Source organism: Actinomyces dentalis DSM 19115 (assembly GCF_000429225.1).
Lineage (GTDB): Bacteria > Actinomycetota > Actinomycetes > Actinomycetales > Actinomycetaceae > Actinomyces > Actinomyces dentalis.
On sequence record NZ_AUBL01000029.1, the window covers coordinates 20284 to 38363 of the forward strand.

Sequence of the window (18080 nt, forward strand, 5' to 3'; positions counted from 1 at the left end):
GGCATACGGTGGGGCTATGGCACTACGACTCGGATTCATCGGCATCGTGACTCGCGATATGTCCGCCTCGCTCGCCTTCTACCGTCTGCTTGGCGAGCCCGTTCCTGATGGGAGCGACGAGTCGCATGTCGATACCAGGCTCGAGGACGGCACCGTTCTGGCATGGGACACCATCGATCTCATTCGCAGTCTCGACCCCGGTTATGAGTCGCCCTCGGGAGGCCATCGCATCGCCCTGGCCTTTGACCAGGGGACGGTGAACGCCGTGGATGACGCCTACGCCAGGCTCACCGGAGCGGGATACGAAGGTCGCACGAAGCCGTGGGACGCCCCCTGGGGTCAGCGCTACGCCACGGTACTCGACCCTGATGGCAATAGCGTCGATCTCTTCGCGGCCTCGGAGAACTGAGCCGGTGTCACCCCGACCATGCGCGCGAACTCACGGGTCAGATGCGACTGATCCGCATAACCCGTCATCGCTGAGACGTCGGCTGGTGAAAGTCCCCGCTGGAGGAGCGAGCGCGCCCGGTGCGCTCGCTCGACACGTACCAAAGTGGCGTACCCGTAGCCGAAGTTCTTCAGCATTCGTCTGCGAAGCGTGCGTTCCGACCAGTCCAGGGCCCGGGCGGCCTCTCGGGCTGATGCTCCGCTCCGAGCGAGTCGGCGCGTCGTCGTCACCCACGGCTCCGCCTGGTCGACAAGCAGCGCAGAGAGCACGAGGTCCGGCCGGGAAGCGCTGCTCGCTCGCATCATCAGGTCGTACAGGACAGCCGCCTCCGACCCCAACGCGGTGCGCAGCTCCACTACTCGGTTCCTCAGCTCGCTGAGTGCCACGGGCAGGCTCCCGCGAGCGGTGCCCGCCTCCAGCCTCAAACCGACAGTGGGGTGAACGACGTCGGCAGGAGCGCGGATGACACGAGTCTGCGGGCCGCACAGGAGCACTTGCCCGCTGCGGACGATGAGGTCGACGCATCCGTCAGCGGGAATGATGGCAGCGCTGCCGCCCACCGATCGCCAGAGCGTGCGCTGCTCACTCAGGACCGTCTCGGAATACACGTCTCTATCGTGGAGCTGCGAGCGACGCGAGTCCAGAGAGGCTGCCACGGGTGGATCTCCAAGGTGAAAAGGTCGCGTTGGCAGGTGGTGCAGCGAGAGGGCGCGGTCGTTCTCGTGGGGCCCGGGGGATCCGTCCACGGCCGGGTGGTCCGGTGAGCCCGCCCCGAAGGCGGCCTCAGGCGTAACGGCGCGCGAGAGCGGCCGCCTGAGCCCCGTAGCCGCCGCCGAACAGGTAGACGTGGATCATGACCATGTGCAGCTGGTGCAGCGCGACCCGCTCCTGCCAGCCGTCCGCCAAGGCGGACACCTCGTTGTAGCCGGCGTAGATCTGCTCCAGGTGGGGCTGGCCGAAGACGCTCAGCGCCGCCAGGTCCGTCTCCGCGTGCGCGCCCTGGGCCATGGGGTCGATGAGCACGCCGACAACCTCGTCGCCCGCCCCCGAGCGAGCGCCGCGGTCAGCGTCGCCGGGTCCGCATCCGGCCCCCTGGGGAGCCCAGGAGGCCGCCTCTGCGGCCGGCACCCACAGGACGTTACCGGTCCACAGGTCCCCGTGGGTGCGAGCCACCGCAACACGGTCCCCGCGCTCCTGGGCGCAGCGGCGGGTGAGCTCGGGCTGCGGGGCGTCGAAGTCGCCGTCGGCCAGACGAGCGCACACCCGCTCGATGAGCCCGGCCTCACGGCGGGTCAGTGAGCCCGCGTCCCGGCCCGGGCCGATGTAGGGCGCGATCCGGTCCTCGGCGTAGAAGCGGCCCCAGGGGCGGGGCTCGTCCTCCGGTGCCTCCGGCGCGTGCGGGCGCAGGCGGATGTTCGAGCGCCCCATACGGGTGCGCCCGTCCCAGCCGGGAGGGGCCGCGCCGAATGCGGGCGCGCCCGCGGCATGCGTCACCGCGAGGGCCCGGCCGAGGGCCCGAGCGGTCCCGGGCGTCACCCGGCCGGTGCTCAGCCGGGGCTCCTCGATCCAGCCGTCGCCGACTGTGACCGGCACGACGTGCGTGCCGCCGTCGGTCATGGCCGCGGCCAGCCACTCAAGCCCCTGGGCCTCCAGACGGGTCGCCCCGGCGAACTCGTCGGTCTTGCGAATCACGGTGTCGGACCGGCTGCTCATGGGGGCAAGCCTTCCACGCCCGGCCGCAGGCGGGGGCGCCGGGCGCCCCGAGGGGCTGCCGCCGACAACCGTCCGCGGCACCCGCTCGGGCACGGGGACTGCGATACTGGGCGCATGAGAGCTGAGCCCACGGCGGCCGTCGACACCTTCCAGGAGGAGTTGCGCGCCGGGCTGGCGCAGGCCGGTGACCCGCAGCGCGCCGAGCAGGCCCGGCGCTATCTCAAGTCGCAGATGCCGATGTACGGCGTCGGCGTCCCTCAGACCCGCCGCCTGGCCGTTGACCTGGCGCGGCGCCACCCGTGGCTGTGGGAGGGGGCCGCCACCTGGGAGACGACGCTGCGCCGCCTGTGGGACGAGGCCGAGCGGCGTGAGGAGCGTCTCGCCGTGCTCGCTGTCGTCCGTGCCCGCCTTGGAGGTGAGCACGTCGAGCGGGTCGAGGCCCTGGACCTCTACCGGCACTTCCTTTGCACCGGTGCCTGGTGGGACCTCGTGGACGAGACGAGCCACGCCGTCGGGGCGGTGCTGCTCGCGCATCCCGACGAGGACGAGCACCTGCGCCGCTGGGCACGCGACGAGGACCTGTGGGTCAGGCGCAGCGCGATCATCTGCCAGCTCCAGCACAAGGACCGTACCGACCCGGGCCTGCTGAGCGACGTCATCGAGGCCAACCAGGAGGACCCGGAGTTCTTCATCCGCAAGGCCATCGGCTGGGCCCTGCGGGACTACGCCCGCACCGCACCCGTCTGGGTCCGCCGCTTCGTCGACAGCCACCCGCGCCTGTCGCCACTCAGCCGTCGAGAGGCCCTCAAGCACCTGTGAAGGGCGGCGCCGCGCGCCAGTACAGGCTGGGCGCAGCGCGATGGACTCCTTCTTCGGCTCTCTGCCCATGCCCGGCCAGAAGGGCGGCGCCACGCCCCTGGAGTCGGCGCCTCGCCGTCCTCGCCGTCGGGCTGGTCAGCCATTCGGTCCGCGCTGGCCCGGAGTCGGTGCGGGCCATAGGCTCGTCGTCGGGACTGTCCGGGTCCGCCAGCGGGACGCCGTCCGGGCCGCGAGATCGCCGGGTAACCCGCGAGATCGTCACCCGACCCGCGAGATCGCCGGGTAACCCGCGAGAACGTCTGCCAGGGGTACGTGCTCGCGGGTTAGGTGACGTGCTCGCGGTCGGCCGGGGCGGGACGGGATCGGGATCGGGTCCGCGACGACCTCGGGCCGGTTCCCGGACCAATCCCGGGGCGGCCGGGGCCGGCGCGGGCCGGGCCCGGCTTGCGTAATGCCAGGTCAGCTCAACGGAATCCACCCCACCTCGCGCCGTGCGAGCCCAGCGCGACGAAATCCATCTGCGCTCGATCCGCGCGATCCCACCTGGCACAATGCGAGCCCAGGTGACATCACCGAAACGACTCCCCCGGGGGCGGGACTCAGGCACGGCGTCGGTGACGCGGCGGCCAGCGGGCAGGCCGACTCCCCGGAGGCGGGGCTCAGGCGGAGGTGCGCCGGGTCCCGGACCGCATCCTCGACTTCCCCGGGACGGGACGCGCCGAGGACGACCCGACCGACACGACCGTTGTCTGCAGAAAGGATCGACATGAGTATTGACCCCGCGGCTGCGGAGCAGGAGTACGACTTCTTCGCCCAGGCCGCCAACCAGGTGCCGCAGGGGCCCCCTCGGAGGCGGTCGAGGAGACTCTCTGCGCCGGTCCCCGTGAGGTTCTCCCCCGAGGTTCTCCAAAGGATCAGGGAACGCGCCGATGCCGACGACCGATCCGTTTCCTCGTGGATCCGGCGCGCCGTTGAGAACGAACTCGGTCGGAGCGCCTGAACCCGGAGCGCGCCGGACGATCGCGCGGGCGCCGGCGGGGCCCGGAGCGGGTGGGCTGGGCGGCGCCGTAGCCGTGGCGCGGCAGACCGGATGACCGGGCGGGCGTCGGCTGCTCCTCGGGGTGGGGGAACTGGGCCGCCCGGCCCCTGCACCGAGCTCGGGCGCGTGAGGGCGCGTCCCCGTCCACTACTCTTGACCCCACGATGAATGCGATGAACCCACTCTTCGGCGCCCTGTCCGCACCCGGGTCGGACGGCGCCGGCCGCGCGCCGGCCGCTGAGACCGTCCTGCCCGCCCTTGCCCCGGCCGACGACGGCTGGGAGGACTCCCTCGCCGACGTCGACGCCCCCGACGAGCCCGGGGGCGAGCCCGACTACGGCCCGGAGGACGACTGGGCGCCCAGCGCCGAGGACAGGGCCGCCGTCGCCCCCACCTGGGAGGACCGCCAGGCCGAGACCGCGGCCCTCATCGCCCGGACCCGGGCCGAAGCCGCCGGTGCGCCGTCGGCCCCCTACGGCGCAGCCCCCACCGCCGTCGACCCGGACGAGCTGATCCGCGACCTCAACCCCGCCCAGGGGCGGGCCGTCATCCACTCCGGCTCGCCCCTGCTCATCATCGCCGGCGCCGGGTCCGGCAAGACCCGGGTCCTGACCCGCCGCATCGCCCACCTCATCGCCACGCGCCGCGCCCGCCCCGGGGAGATCCTGGCCATCACCTTCACCAACAAGGCCGCCGCCGAGATGCGCGAGAGGGTCGCCGCGCTCATCGGCCCGGTCGGCGAGCGCATGTGGGTGTCCACCTTCCACTCCGCCTGCGTGCGCATCCTGCGCCGCGAGCACGAGGCCGCCGGGCTGCGCTCGACCTTCTCCATCTACGACGCCGCCGACTCCACCCGCCTGATCACCCTCGTCGTGCGCGAGCTGGGCATCGACTCCAAGCGCTTCACCCCCAAGGCCTTCGCGCACCGCATCTCCGACCTGAAGAACGAGCTCGTCACCCCCGAGGACTTCGCCGAGCGCGCCGTGACCTCCAACCCGTTCGAGCGCCACCTGGCCGAGGTCTACCGCGCCTACCAGGCGCGCCTGGGCGCCGCCAACGCCCTGGACTTCGACGACCTCATCATGCGCGCGGTCCGGCTCCTCCAGACCCGCCCGGCCGTGGCGGAGATGTACCGGCGCCGCTTCCGCCACATCCTGGTCGACGAGTACCAGGACACCAACCACGCCCAGTACGTGCTCGTGCGCGAGCTCGTCGGCGGCCCGGGCACCTCCGGGGCCGGCAGCCCCCTGCCGCCCGGCGAGCTGACCGTCGTCGGCGACTCCGACCAGTCCATCTACGCCTTCCGCGGCGCCACCATCCGCAATATCGAAGAGTTCGAGAAGGACTACCCGACGGCGCGCACCATTCTGCTGGAGCAGAACTACCGCTCCACCCAGAACATCCTCGACGCCGCCAACGCCGTCATCGCCCGCAATTCCGGGCGCCGCGAGAAGCGGCTGTTCACCGAGTCCGGGGCGGGCGCCCCCATCACCGGCTACGTGGCCGACTCCGAGCACGACGAGGCCCGCTGGATCTCCGCCGAGATCGACCGCCTCGCCGACGAGGCCGGCGTGCGCCCCCGCGACGTGGCCGTCTTCTACCGCACCAACGCCCAGTCGCGCGCCCTGGAGGAGGCCTTCCTGCGCTCCGGCCAGCCCTACAAGGTCGTCGGCGGCACCCGCTTCTACGAGCGGCGCGAGGTCAAGGACGCCATCGCCTACCTGCGCGCCGTCGACAATCCCGACGACGACGTGTCCCTGCGCCGCATCCTCAACGTCCCCAAGCGGGGCCTGGGGGACAAGGCGGAGGCGGCCCTGGTCCGGCACGCCGCCCGCTACGGCGTCTCCTTCGGGGTCGCGATCGCCGACGCCGCCGGGGAGGAGCGCCCCCGCGGCGGCGCCGGGGCCGGTGCGGGCGGGGCCGCCGGGACGACCGGCGAGGGCGCGGGCGGGGCCGGTGGAACGACCGGTGAGGGCGCAGGCGGGGCTGGCGGGGCCGCCTCCGGCGAGGCCCGCGATCAGGGGGCCGACGGCGATGAGCCGCCCGCCGTCGAGGGCCTGACCACCCGCGCCCGCACTCAGGTGACCCGCTTCCACGAACTGCTCGTCGGGCTGCGCCACCAGCTCGCCGCCGGCGACGGCGTCGCCGACATCCTCGACTCCGCCCTGGACGCCTCCGGGTACCTCGCCGAGCTGCGCGCCAGCGACGACCCGCAGGACGCCGCGCGCGTGGAGAACCTCGCCGAGCTGCACTCGGTGGCCGCCGACTTCCAGGACGCCAACCCCGACGGCGCGCTCGCCGATTTCCTGGAGCGGGTCAGCCTCGTGGCCGACGCCGACCAGCTCCCCCCGGCGGCCGACCTGGACGAGGAGGCGGCGCGCGAGGCCGAGGACCAGGGGCGGGTCACCCTCATGACTGTCCACACCGCCAAGGGGCTGGAGTTCCCGGTCGTCTTCGTCACCGGCCTGGAGGACGGCATCTTCCCGCACTCGCATGCCATGGCCGACGAGACCGATCTCGCCGAGGAGCGGCGCCTGGCCTACGTGGCCCTGACCCGGGCGCGCGAGCGCCTCTACGTCACGCGCGCCGCGGTGCGCTCGGCCTGGGGGGCCGCCAGCGCCATGCCCGCCTCCCGCTTCCTCGACGACATCCCCGCCGAGGTCATGGACTGGAAGCGCCTGGCCTCCTCCATGGAGGCCCTGCGCGGCGGCGGGACGGGCTGGGGGGCCGGCTGGGGCGAGGGCGGCTTCTCCGGAGGGCGCGCACGGTCCGGCTACGGCGGGGGCCGGGGCGGAACCGGGCGTCGGGGCGGCTTCGCGAGCCGCGACGGGGCCGGACGCGACAGGGCCGAGGGCCGCGGCGGGGCCGACGACGATGACTTCGCCCCGGCGATCGGCTCGGGCCGCCCGAAGCGCACGGGGCGGCTCGGCCGGGTCGAGACCCCCAAGGACCGCTTCGAGGCGCGGCGGGCCGAGCGCATGGCCAAGCGGGGCAGGCCCACGCGGCTCGACGGCTCGAGCGCCGGGGCCGATGGGGCCGACGGCGGGGCGCTGCCCGCCGCCGTCGCCGGCCTGAAGGTCGGGGACCGCGTCCGCCACGACGCCTACGGCGAGGGGGACGTCGTCGCCCTGGAGGGCACGGGGCGCTCGACCGTCGCCCGCGTCACCTTCACCGTTGACGGCGCGAAGAACACCAAGCGCCTCATACTGCGCCTGGCGCCGATCGCCAGGATCTGAGGGGTCCGCGCCGGCTCGGACCTGGCCGAGGCGTCCGCTACGCCCTTTTGTCTCTGCTACGCCTCTTGACCCTTCACTGTACGAGAAAAAGGAGCGTGGCGGAGGGTGAAGGGGCGCAGTAGACGGTGTCCGCGGCGCCCGGGGTGGTGCCGGCTCCACCTTGCCCCACCGGCTCCGCCCCGGTCCCTGGTGCTGGCCCCATGGAGGGGCGGGGCGGCTCATGGTGTCATTGCCGCATGGCACAGCATCCTCGTCCTCCCTCCGTTCCCGCGGACTCCGCCGCCCCCGCCGTTTCCGCGGAGCCCGCCGCTCCTGCGGACTCCGCCGCCCCCGCCGTTTCCGCGGAGCCCGCCGCTCCGGGCTCGCGCGAGCGACGCCCCTGGCTCCAGGGGCTCGCCGGAGCGGGACTCTTCCTCCTCACCCAGACCCTGATCATCGTCGTGGCGCGGGGCGGCACGCACCTGCTGACATCCGTCATGCCGCAACCCATGGCCTACCTGACGACCGCGCTCCTCGTCTCGGCGACGTGCGTGATCACGGTCGTGGCGGGGTACCGCCTCATCGTCCGACGAATCGGTTGCCGTGAAGCGCCCGAGATGGGCGGCCCCGGCGCACTGCGCGAACTCGCCGCGGGGCTAGCGCTGGGCGGCGCGCTCATCTGCGCCGTCTTCGCAGTCCTCGCCCTGGCGGGGGCCTACCGCATTACCGGGGTCGGCTGGTCGGAGGGCATCGTCGTCGGCCTGCTGGCCGGAGTCCTCGGAGGATTCAACGAGGAGATGATGTTCCGCGGATTCCTCCAGCGACTCATCGAGACCAGACTGGGCAGCTGGTGGGCGCTCGGAACCATCTCCGTCATCTTCGGTCTGCTGCACCTGACCAACCCCGGAGCGACCCTGTCCGGCTGCCTCATCATCGCCCTCACGGCCGCGCCGCTGCTCGGGGCCTGCTACCTGCTCACCCGGCGCCTGTGGCTGGCCATCGGGGTGCACGCGTCCTGGAACTTCATCCAGGGCGGCGTCTTCGGCTCCGACGTCTCGGGAACCGGAATGATCAAACGGGGCCTGTTCGAAGCGACCTTCCACGGGCCCGACTGGCTCACCGGCGGCCACATGGGCGTGGAGGGCTCCGTCGTCACCGTGGTCGTGTGCGCGACGGCGGCCGCGGTGATCCTCCTGGCGGCCCGACGCCGGGGAATGCTGCTGGCGCCGCGATGGCGGCGTCCGGCGCCGGCGGACGGCGACGCCGTCGAGCGGCGGTGACGGCGGCGGGTGCGGGCGGGCGCCGCGCCGTCGGACGCTGGCGGACGACGACGAGCGGCGTCGAGCACCGCGGACAGCGGAGGCCGGTGACGATCCGCCCGGCTCACGGGGCCATCGGGGTCGCGAGCCGGACCTGGTCGGGCCCGCCCCGCCCGGTTCACGACCGGGCCGGCACCAGGCGCACGGCCCGCCGCTCGGCCCGGAAGTCGTTGACCGGGGCGTCGGAGGCGTAGCCCAGGGCGAAGCCCGTGATGAGACCGTAGTCGGCCGGCGCCTCGAACTCGGCGTCGAAGGGGCGGCGCCAGGTGGCCAGGACCCCGAGGGGGCAGGAGTCGACGCCGCGGGCCTTGGCGGACAGGAACAGGGTTTGGAGCATGAGCCCGGCGTCGAGCGCGGCGAAGGGCATGAATCTCTTGTGGATCAGGACGAAGCCGATGACCGGCGCGCCGAAGGCCTCGCAATTGCGCCGGGCGGCCGCGTCGCGGGCCTGGCGGTCCTGCCGGGCGATGCCCATGTGCGCGTACAGCCGGCCGCCGACGGCCTGGGAGTGGGGCAGCAGCTCCGCGGGATAGGGCGCCCAGGTGCGGTAGTCGCCGTCGGGCGCCCTGCCGCTCAGGACCAGGCGGGCCATGGCGCCGCGCTCCTTGTGCTGGACCGGGAGGGTCGCGTCGAACTCGGCGACGTAGGCGGCGCGCAGGCGGTCCGCCCGCTCCCCGGTGGCCAGCGCCACCATGAAGGGCCGGGTGTTCGACCAGCTCGGGGCCTGGCGGGCGTCGTCGAGGATCGCGTCGAGGACCTCGCCCGGCACCGGGTCGGGCCGGAAGTCGCGCACGGAGTGCCGGGCGGAGGCCAAATCGGAGAAGGCTTCGGGGTTCACGGCGGTGGCTCCTTTGGAGAGGTGATGGTGCCGGCGGTCGGGGCCGCCCCGGACTCTACGACCGGCGCCGGGGGACGAAGGTGGAGTCGTCCAGCGTGCGGATGACCCGGGCGGGGGAGCCCACGGCCAGGGAACGGGCCGGGATGTCGCGGGTGACGACGGCGCCCGCGCCGATGACGCAGTCGTCGCCGATCGTCACGCCCGGGCAGACGATGACGCCGCCGCCCAGCCACACGTTGTCCCCGATGACAATGGGGTCGGCGCTCTCCAGCCCGGCCCTGCGCGGCGTCGGCTCCAGGGGGTGGATCGGGGTGAGCAGCTGGACGTTCGGGCCGAACTGGCAGTGCACCCCGATGGTGATGGTGGCGACGTCCAGGGCGGTGAGCCCGTAGTTGGCGAAGCTGCCCTCGCCGACAATGATGTTCTCCCCGTAGTCCACGCGCACCGGCGGCAGGAGGATCGCACCGGCCCCCAGGTGCGGGATCGCGGCGCGCAGGTGGGCCTGGGCGTCGGGCTCGCCCTCGGCGAAGGCCCGCTCGTAGCGGCCCAGTTCGCGTCGGGCGCGGGCGGCGATGCGGGCGTTGTCGGGGTCGTTGGCGACGTACCAGTCACGGGCGAGCATGCGCTCGCGGTTGGAGCGCGGGTCGCCCGCGAAATAGCGCTGGGCGGCGGCGAAGCGCTCGGCGGGCTGGACGCCGGTGCCGGAGGAGTCGGCGGCGGGGGGAGCGCTGGAGGAGTCGGCGGCGGATTCGGTCTGGCTCATGGACCGAGGCTATCGGCTCGGGCGCTCTCGGCGGGCCGACGACGGCGCGTCCCCGGGGCTCCCGGCGCCCCCGGCACCGGCGTCGTCGGCGCCGTCAGCGCCGTCGGCCCGCCCGCTCCGCCGCCCATCTTGCGCCGCGAGTTCGTCCTCGATCTGCTCCAGGCCCGTCTTCACCGACAGCGGGATCGGCTTGAACGCCAGCGCCGCCACGGCGGCGACGAGCAGGACCGGGACCAGGCCGAGCAGGACGGGCGCCAGGGCGTGCTGGTAGGCGCCGACGACGGCGGCGCGGGTCGTCCCGTCCAGGTCCCGCAGGACGGCCGGCGTGATGGAGGCGGCCGCGTCCTCGCTCATCCCCATGCCCAGCAGCGAGACGGTCAGACGGCCGGTGAACAGCACGCCCACCACCGTATTGCCGATGGACACCCCGATCTCCCGGAAGAAGTTGTTCGTGCTCGTCGCCGTCCCCAGCATCCGCGCGGGCAGGGCGTTCTGGATGATCAGAACGCTCAGCTGGAGGAACATGCCCACCCCCAGCTGGAGGACGAAGACGCCGACCCCGAACCACCACACCGACGCCCCCGCGGGGACGGCGCCCAGGACCGCCATGCCGGCGGCGGCCAGCAGAGAGCCGACGACCGGGTAGATCCGGTAGCGGCCCGTGCGGCTGACCAGCCACCCGGAGACGAGGGAGCCGGCGAACATGGCGGCCGCCCCGGGCACGAGGACCAGCCCGGAGACCGTGGCGCTCACGCCGTGGACCATCTGCAGGTAGGTGGGCAGGTAGCCGTTCATGCCGAACAGGCAGGCGCACATGAGCACCGAGACGATCGTGGCGACGACGAAGGTGCGGTCGGCCAGGATCCGCGGGGGTATGAGCGGGTCCCGCACGCGCCTTTCCACCGGGACCAGCGCCGCCCACGAGCCGGTCGTGACCACGAGCAGGCACACGATGAGCGGATGGCTCCACGGGTAGGCCGTTCCGCCCCAGGTGGCCAGCAGGACGATGCCGGTGGCGCCGACGCCGGCCAGGGCCAGCCCCGCCCAGTCGATGCTCAGCCGCACCCGGCGGCGCGGCATGGTCAGCGCCAGGGCGACGGCGATCCAGGCGAAGGCGCCGAAGGGCAGGAAGAACCAGAAGATGGAGCGCCAGCCGAGCCAGTCCGTGAGCCAGCCGCCCAGCAGCGGGCCCAGGATCGCCGCGATGCCGAACATGGCGCCCATGGGGGCCAGGTACTTCCCGCGCACCCGCGGCGGGATGAGATCGCCGGCGATGGCCTGGGAGCAGATCATGAGGCCGGCTCCACCCAGGCCCTGGAGGAAGCGGAAGACGGTGAAGCCGAGCATGCCGGCGGCCGTCCCGCACAGCGCGGAGCCGCCCACGAACAGGGCGATCGCCAGCAGGTAGAGGGGCTTGCGGCCCAGGGCGTCGCCGACCTTGCCGTACACGGGCATGGCGAGGGTCTGGCCCAGGGTGTAGGCGGTGACGGCCCACGACATGTGGGCGACCCCGCCGAGGTCGCCGATGATGGTGGGCAGGGCCGTCGCCACGACCGTGTGGTACATGGCGGCGAGGAACTGGACCGTCATGAGGCAGGCGTAGACGATCCAGAAGCGGCCGTCGGGCCGGAAGGTCATGCCCTCGATCGTCCCCGGGGCGGCGGGCGCGGCCCCGGTTGATCCGGTCCCGGTCGGCGCGGCTCCGGTCGGCTCGGGAGCGGGGACGGGGGCCGGGGCGGCGGGCGCGGTGGTGTTGTTCATCATCCTTCTCACGGGCGGCTCAGCGCCGGAATCCTCCCTCGGTGGAGATGACCTGGCCGGTGACCCAGGAGGCGTCGTCGGTCAGGAGCCAGCAGATGAGCCGGGCCGGGTCCTGCGGCCGGGCCGTGCGGCCCGAGGGGAACATGGCATCGACCGCGCGCAGCGTCGGGGCGTCCATGTAACCGGTGTCCACCGGGCCGGGGTTGACCGTGTTGAGGCGGATGCCCCGTTCGGCGAGTCCCGCGGCCAGCGAGGGTGTGATCCCCGCCAGGGCCGCCTTGGCCGTGCAGTAGGCGATCTCGCGCGGCATCGGCCCCAGGCCCTGGCCGGAGGTCATGAGAACCGCCGAGCCGGCCAGGGCGGGGGCATCCCGGTCCGGGTCGGGGCGGAAGCGCTCGGCGTAGGCCTGGACGAAGAGGAGGCCGGCGCGGGCGTCGACGGCCCAGTGGTGGTCCAGGTCCGCGGCCGTGATCTCCTCCAGGCCGCCGTCGCGCCCGGAGGAGGCCTGGTTGCACACGAGGGCGTCGACGCGTCCGAGCTCGGCGACGGCGTGCTCGATGACGGCCCGGGGCGCCGTCGGATCGCGGAAGTCGGCCTCGATGCCGGTCAGGCGCGCGCCGGGCGTCAGGTGAGCGCGCACGGAGTCCAGGGTCGCCTCCACGCAGTCGGCGCCCCAGGGCTGCTCGGCGTCGTGCAGGGAGTAGTGGTGGCAGACGAGTGAGGCGCCGAGGTCGGCGGCCCGGCAGGCGATGGCGTGGCCGATGCCGGCGCGCCTGCTCACGCCGGTCACGACGACGACGCGCCCGGCCAGCGGCGGGCGGGAGTACGGGGTGCTGCTCACGCCCCTCATTCTCCTCCTCGCTGGGCGGAGCGTCGCCGCTTGCGACTCCCGCGGGCTCGGGCGGATCGGTGGTGGGAGGTCCGGTGACGAAAAAGGTGGCTGGCGCGTGGTTTTGATCCCCCGCCCCGCGCCCCCTCGGGACGAGACCGTCGACCCGGATGTGCTGGCCGAGCGCGCGGCCCCGCCCCGCGCCCCCTCGGGACGAGAGGGGCGCAATGAGCCTTTCTCGCCGGGAGTCGTGGTCCGCGGACCGGGACCGGTGCGGGGCGGCGTGGGCGGGGCCGTCCGAGATAGTGGGAGGCGGGTCGATCCTGTGCTCGTCGAGATGTGCATTCTGCTCTCAAGAGGTGCATTTCGCCCTCGAGATGTGCGTTTTGCACTCGAGAACGACGGTTGGAACTGCACTTTCGAGTGCGAAGTGCACGTCTCGGCGCCCGGGAAGGTTATTCAGGGGGCGGTTTTGAAGGAATATAGAGTGAGAGTGCGGCGGTGATGGTCTGCTCGAATGTGTCAGGGGGCGCCGGTAGTCGGTGTGGAGGATTCTCCAGGCCTTGATGTGGGCGATGTCCCGCTCTTTCGGCCCGGCGGATCCGGTTGATGCTCTTGTTGGCCTCTTTCGCCGCCTCGCTCAGTTCGTCGTTGGGGGGCTTCTTATGGGGCGTGATCATTCCCCTTCCGATATGGCCCTTGTCGGCGATCCACCTGGAGGGGTCGATTCCCTCGAGCAGTCCGGAGGAGCCTGGGGCGGCCACGCCGTGCATGGACCCCGGATAAGGATCGGAAGCCTGCACCAGGCGGCCGTCCGGCAGGATCAGGATCTGGACGTTCACGCCGGTCGTCTTGTGTTTGCCCGACCACAATTCGCGGTGATTGCGCCAACTCCAGCAGGGGAAGAGAGTGCCGTCCACCACGTAATCGCACCCCTGGGGCACCTCCTCGGCCGTGAGCAGCACGTCCTTCAGGGCCACGATCGCATCGGTCACGGCCCCGATGGCCCGCGAGATCGTGGACTGGGACACACCCAGCTGCTCTCCGATCACCGCCTGTATCACATTGTGACGCATGTAGATCAGCACCGCCCTCAGCGAGTCCTCAGCCCCAGGCTCGGCGGATACCTCTCGACCCACTCCTCGCGCAGGCGGATGAGGGTGAGCAAATCGGCGAACTTGGCGGTAGGCAGCCCCGTGGTATACTCCATGACGATAGCCCGTTCCTCACGAGGTTGTTGACGTTGTTCGCCAGCCATCATGCCTCAATGGGAACCGGTCATCATAATATCGATTCCCGGAAATGTGCGCAGACGTCCACTGAATAACCTTCTATGTCATCGTGCATGAATTGACTCAATAGGAAGGAAATGAATCACTCGGAGCGATTCTGCTGAGGAGATTCCCGAGTGTCAAAAGGCAGTCCGATGGCTTAAATAACACGGGGACTCCGTAATCGGGAGATTACCGCGAAAGAGACACTACAGCATGGAGAAAATATCTGGAACCAGAAGAGAAATATGGAAGGAGGCGTAGCATGGCTATCCCAAAGATTAGTGAACAAAACATTGCCGATGCTCTGAAATACATCGATGAAAAGGGTGCGCCTTTCCATAATCAGAGCACGAAATATGAACTTGTTACTGAGGATGGGAAGAAATACCCGCCGAAATATGTGATTGCCGTTGCTGCACATATAGCTACGGGAGAAGAAGTCGACACTGAGGGATTTAATGCCGTCGAGGCGAAGTCCTACCTGCAGGGGCAGGGCTTCAATATCGAGGTCAAGCAAGAAAAGTTCGAGATGACAATCACAGCCGATAGCGTGACCTCTACAGACGAACGCTTCACGATGGACAACCTCTCCCTTGGTGACAACTACAAGCCGTTGAATGCTTATCTCCAGAAATCTGACGGTGAGGTTATTAAGCGCACCTACAGCAAAGGCGAAAGACGCAATTCCAATCAGACCATGCCCCGAATTGCATGTCAGGTTTTCGAGAAGCAGATTGCATCCCTTTCGGTTGAAGGTCGGGAGAGTTTTCCTGTATGCAAGTACAATCCCTCCAGCGAAACAATCTGCGGCATTTACACGAGCGTGGAGGAATTCAGGCAGCATCGTAAGACCATAGAGTACCTCACCTACAGTTACGACAACGGCAGACAGTTCGTGCTGTATTGCTGGAATGTATTCTCGACCATCATCTTCGTTCAAGAGTGTCTGAAGCGATTCGGCGAACCGGGCGATAAGATGATCCTGACTTATCGTAAAAAGGACGAGCAGGAAGAGCAGGAAGCCACAGCAGAGGCGGCTGCTCAGGAGGAGCTTGTTCAGCAGTTCAAGGGATATCAGAATCCCTTCTCGTCCATGCTGATAGAGTCGAAGAATTTGATTTTCCGGGGCGCTCCGGGCACGGGCAAGTCATACCTTGCTAAGGAAATAGCCGCCGATATCATCAGCAACGGATACTATGAAAAGTTCACCCAGCTCTCCGAAGAACAGAGAAAGCAAGTCGAGTTCGTCCAGTTCCACCCGAGCTATGACTACTCCAATTTCGTGGAGGGACTGCGCCCCAAAGTGAATGATGACGGGACGATGGGCTTCGAGCTGCAGGATGGCATCTTCAAGAAGTTCATTGCCCGTGCCCGCAAGAACTACGAGGACTCCCAGAAATCAGAAGAGGCTATCGAGAGAGAAGTATCTGTTCAAGAATCCATGACAGATTTCTTCTCCGGCATCGAGCTCGGTGTTGACACATTCAAGACCATAAATGGTAACGAGTTCACTATCACGAGTGTGGACGAAAGCCATATCAATATTTCGATACCCGGAAATGCCACAGTTAATAAGCTGGCGCTGAACGTTGACGAGATTCGGCGGATGCTTGAGTCTGACGTTAAATTCACGAAGATTAAAGACATCACCGCGTTTTTCGGTAAGACCTTCGCTACACAGGCTTATTCCTATGATTTCGCCATTTACAAAGCGATCAAGTCGAAGAAGGCGTCCAGCGCAAAGGGAAAGACCGAGCAGACCGAATTGAAGAAATACATATTCATCATCGACGAGATCAATCGCGGTGAGATTTCTAAAATTTTCGGCGAACTGTTCTTCGCCATCGATCCGGGATATCGCGGTCGCGCCGGAGAGATCTCGACGCAGTATGCGAACCTCCACGCCGATCCAGACGAGAAGTTCTACATCCCAGAGAACGTCTACATAATCGGCACGATGAATGACATTGATCGCTCTGTCGACAACTTCGATTTTGCCATGAGACGCCGTTTCCGTTTTGTTGAGCTGAGGGCAGACGAGCGGCTTGAAATGCTGGCAAATCTGGAGGATGAGGAGCTTGAGGCAGAGGCAATCAGGCGCATGTCGGCGCTGAACAGAGAGATTGCCGCCGTCGAGGATCTTAACGAGAATTACCAGATCGGTGCTTCCTATTTCCTGAAGCTGAAGACGCTGACGTTCGACCAGCTCTGGACGGACTATTTGCACCCGCTGCTTCAGGAATACATTCAGGGGATGTATGACGAGGAAAGCATTATGAATCGGCTTGCTAAGGCCTATGGGTACCATAAGCCGACCGACGGAGATGCCGATGAAGCTGCTCAAAATTAAGGACAACACACAAGTAAAGAAATACGCTTTCTCAAGCATCGAAGTCCTTACGCGCCGGATTGCTGATAAGACACTCGAGCAACTGGAGCGCGAGGGTGTGTTTGTGTTCCCCGAATTCATCGTCGAAGCGGAGGATCTAACGAAAGATCAGATGATCCTCCAAAGCGTCAATGGCTCTTACCGGGCAGGGAACGTGATGGGCTTTCTCGGCTGCGGAAACGAGCGGCTGATCATCGAATCCCGGTTCAGTTCTGAAGAGGAGGACTACTTTTTCGAATACCTCCTCGACCGCGTGCTGGACTTTCCCAACATCGTGGATTTAGAATCTGACGCAGACCAGAACAACCGTCTTTTCAATTTCCTGCTCTTTCTCTTCCCGTACTATTTGAAGACGGCCATGAGAAAAGGGCTCTTCAAGAGATATGTCCGCAACTGGTATAACGACGGAAATGTGAAGGGAACCGTCGACATCGCAAGGCATATCGAGCTGAACACGCCCTTTACCGGGAATGTCGCATACAGCCAAAGAGAATTCTCCTACGACAATATCTTGATGGAGCTGGTGCGCCATACGATCGAGTTCATTAAGAGAAAGCCATACGGCGGTCATCTACTCACCAGAGTGAAAGACGAAGTGAAGCTCGTCATCGAGGCGACCCCTTCCTACGAGCTGTATGATCGCCAGAAGATAGTAGAGGCGAACAAGAAGAACTCCATACGACATGCATACTTCCGAGAATATTTCGCACTCCAGAGGCTGTGCCTTTTGATTCTTCAGCACCAGAAGCATCAGATAGGTTCGGGCTTGCGGCAGATATACGGCATCCTGTTCGACGGAGCGTGGCTATGGGAGGAATACGTCAATTCCCTGATTGAAGATGCCTTCTACCATCCGATGAACAAGGGCGGCAAGGGAGCACAGAGGCTCTTTGACGGGAATATCGGGTTGATCTACCCGGATTTCATCAGCAGGAATAACGAGACGAGAATTATTGCCGATGCCAAGTACAAGCCAATCGACAACATCGGAAACCGCGATTATCTGCAGGTGCTTGCCTACATGTTCCGGTTCGATGCCAAGGCCGGTTATTACTTGTATCCAGAGGCGACCGGAACCGACGACCTGCTCCTTTGGATGAACAAGGGATCCACCTATGAGGCGAACGTCACGGCACGAGGTGACGTCAGCGTCACCAAGCACGGGTTGAAAATTCCGCTTGATGCACAAAACTATGATGCGTTCGTCCAGCAAATGAGGGTAAGTGAGGATGAGTTCCGGAAGGCATTCATTGCTGGGTGAGCTAGAAAAGATGAGCGGTTTTTACGTCAACTTCTATTTCAAGAATATCGAATATGATGACGGTTTCTATGGAGGCGAATTTTCGTCTCCCGATTCTGACGTCTATTGCGAGTTCTTACCGGCCCGGGGCGCCTTCGCAACAGATTTGGACACGTCCCCGCCCCGGACCGCCCCAGGAGCCCCACCCGCACCATCACGCCGATCCCGGCCAGTCCTGAGGGCTTCCTGGTGAGAAAGGCTCAATGATGTCATTCCCCGTGCGCACGGCGCGGTCGTGCACCCGTAAAAGTACGCGGGAGTCGCCTTCTCCGAGTCGCCGTCCGCGCCCGGGGATGCGGCGTACGGGATCGTTGTTCGAGCACGTCACTTAATCCGCGAGATCGTCACTTAACCCGCGAGCACGTACCTCTAG

Annotated in this window: 14 protein-coding genes; 7 read left to right on the forward strand and 7 right to left on the reverse strand. The window is 67.7% G+C overall.

The annotated features are described in order from the left end of the window. Positions 1–16: 16 nt before the first annotated feature. Positions 17–409, forward strand: a complete 393-nt coding sequence (locus tag G446_RS0107710) for a VOC family protein (protein ID WP_026409724.1) — start codon at positions 17–19, stop codon at positions 407–409. Here the strand turns inward: G446_RS0107710 and G446_RS21430 are convergent. Beyond that, the gene (locus G446_RS21430) at positions 346–753 is read right to left on the reverse strand and encodes a helix-turn-helix transcriptional regulator (protein ID WP_342664147.1); all 408 of its coding nucleotides are present in this window, start codon (positions 751–753) and stop codon (positions 346–348) included. The genes G446_RS0107710 and G446_RS21430 overlap by 64 nt on opposite strands. Before the next feature lie 478 nt (positions 754–1231). Further along, positions 1232–2161, reverse strand: coding sequence for a fructosamine kinase family protein (locus G446_RS0107720; RefSeq protein WP_026409726.1), 930 nt, complete (start codon positions 2159–2161; stop codon positions 1232–1234). A gap of 114 nt (positions 2162–2275) precedes the next feature. On the opposite strand from G446_RS0107720, the gene G446_RS0107725 reads away from it, so the two are divergent. The 4 genes from G446_RS0107725 (at position 2276) to G446_RS16670 (ending at position 8514) form a co-directional block, all read left to right on the forward strand. Then, positions 2276–2980, forward strand: coding sequence for a DNA alkylation repair protein (locus G446_RS0107725; protein WP_051285763.1), 705 nt, complete (start codon positions 2276–2278; stop codon positions 2978–2980). Between the two features lie 766 nt (positions 2981–3746). Continuing rightward, positions 3747–3980: a YlcI/YnfO family protein gene (locus G446_RS0107730; protein ID WP_026409728.1), complete on the forward strand. Its 234-nt coding sequence runs from the start codon at positions 3747–3749 to the stop codon at positions 3978–3980. Positions 3981–4183: 203 nt separating this feature from the next. Beyond that, positions 4184–7255 (forward strand): UvrD-helicase domain-containing protein, encoded by a 3072-nt coding sequence (locus G446_RS0107735; RefSeq protein WP_026409729.1) that lies wholly within the window; start codon positions 4184–4186, stop codon positions 7253–7255. Positions 7256–7491: 236 nt separating this feature from the next. Next, the gene (locus G446_RS16670) at positions 7492–8514 is read left to right on the forward strand and encodes a CPBP family intramembrane glutamic endopeptidase (RefSeq protein WP_084779079.1); all 1023 of its coding nucleotides are present in this window, start codon (positions 7492–7494) and stop codon (positions 8512–8514) included. A 157-nt stretch (positions 8515–8671) separates the two neighbouring features. Here the strand turns inward: G446_RS16670 and G446_RS0107745 are convergent, their stop codons facing one another. From G446_RS0107745 to G446_RS16680, 5 genes are all read right to left on the reverse strand, one after another. After that, a complete protein-coding gene (locus G446_RS0107745; RefSeq protein ID WP_026409730.1) occupies positions 8672–9391 on the reverse strand; it encodes a nitroreductase in 720 nt (239 codons plus the stop codon). 55 nt (positions 9392–9446) lie between these two features. Beyond that, positions 9447–10013 carry a sugar O-acetyltransferase gene (locus tag G446_RS16675; RefSeq protein ID WP_034469693.1) on the reverse strand — a complete coding sequence of 189 codons (567 nt, stop codon included), beginning with the start codon at positions 10011–10013 and terminating at the stop codon, positions 9447–9449. A 150-nt stretch (positions 10014–10163) separates the two neighbouring features. Next, a complete protein-coding gene (locus G446_RS0107755; protein WP_084779085.1) occupies positions 10164–11915 on the reverse strand; it encodes an MDR family MFS transporter in 1752 nt (583 codons plus the stop codon). Between the two features lie 19 nt (positions 11916–11934). Further along, entirely contained in the window at positions 11935–12756 is an 822-nt protein-coding gene (locus tag G446_RS0107760; RefSeq protein ID WP_026409732.1) for an SDR family oxidoreductase, read from the reverse strand. A gap of 443 nt (positions 12757–13199) precedes the next feature. Beyond that, on the reverse strand, positions 13200–13832 hold the full coding sequence (locus tag G446_RS16680) for a transposase family protein (protein WP_245574627.1): 633 nt from the start codon (positions 13830–13832) through the stop codon (positions 13200–13202). A 448-nt stretch (positions 13833–14280) separates the two neighbouring features. Here G446_RS16680 and G446_RS0107770 point away from each other — a divergent pair, with 448 nt between their 5' ends. Then, positions 14281–16368, forward strand: a complete 2088-nt coding sequence (locus G446_RS0107770; RefSeq protein ID WP_034469677.1) for an McrB family protein — start codon at positions 14281–14283, stop codon at positions 16366–16368. Further along, positions 16349–17668, forward strand: a complete 1320-nt coding sequence (locus tag G446_RS0107775; protein WP_026409734.1) for a 5-methylcytosine restriction system specificity protein McrC — start codon at positions 16349–16351, stop codon at positions 17666–17668. The genes G446_RS0107770 and G446_RS0107775 overlap by 20 nt, the downstream gene beginning before the upstream one ends. Positions 17669–18080: the final 412 nt, after the last annotated feature.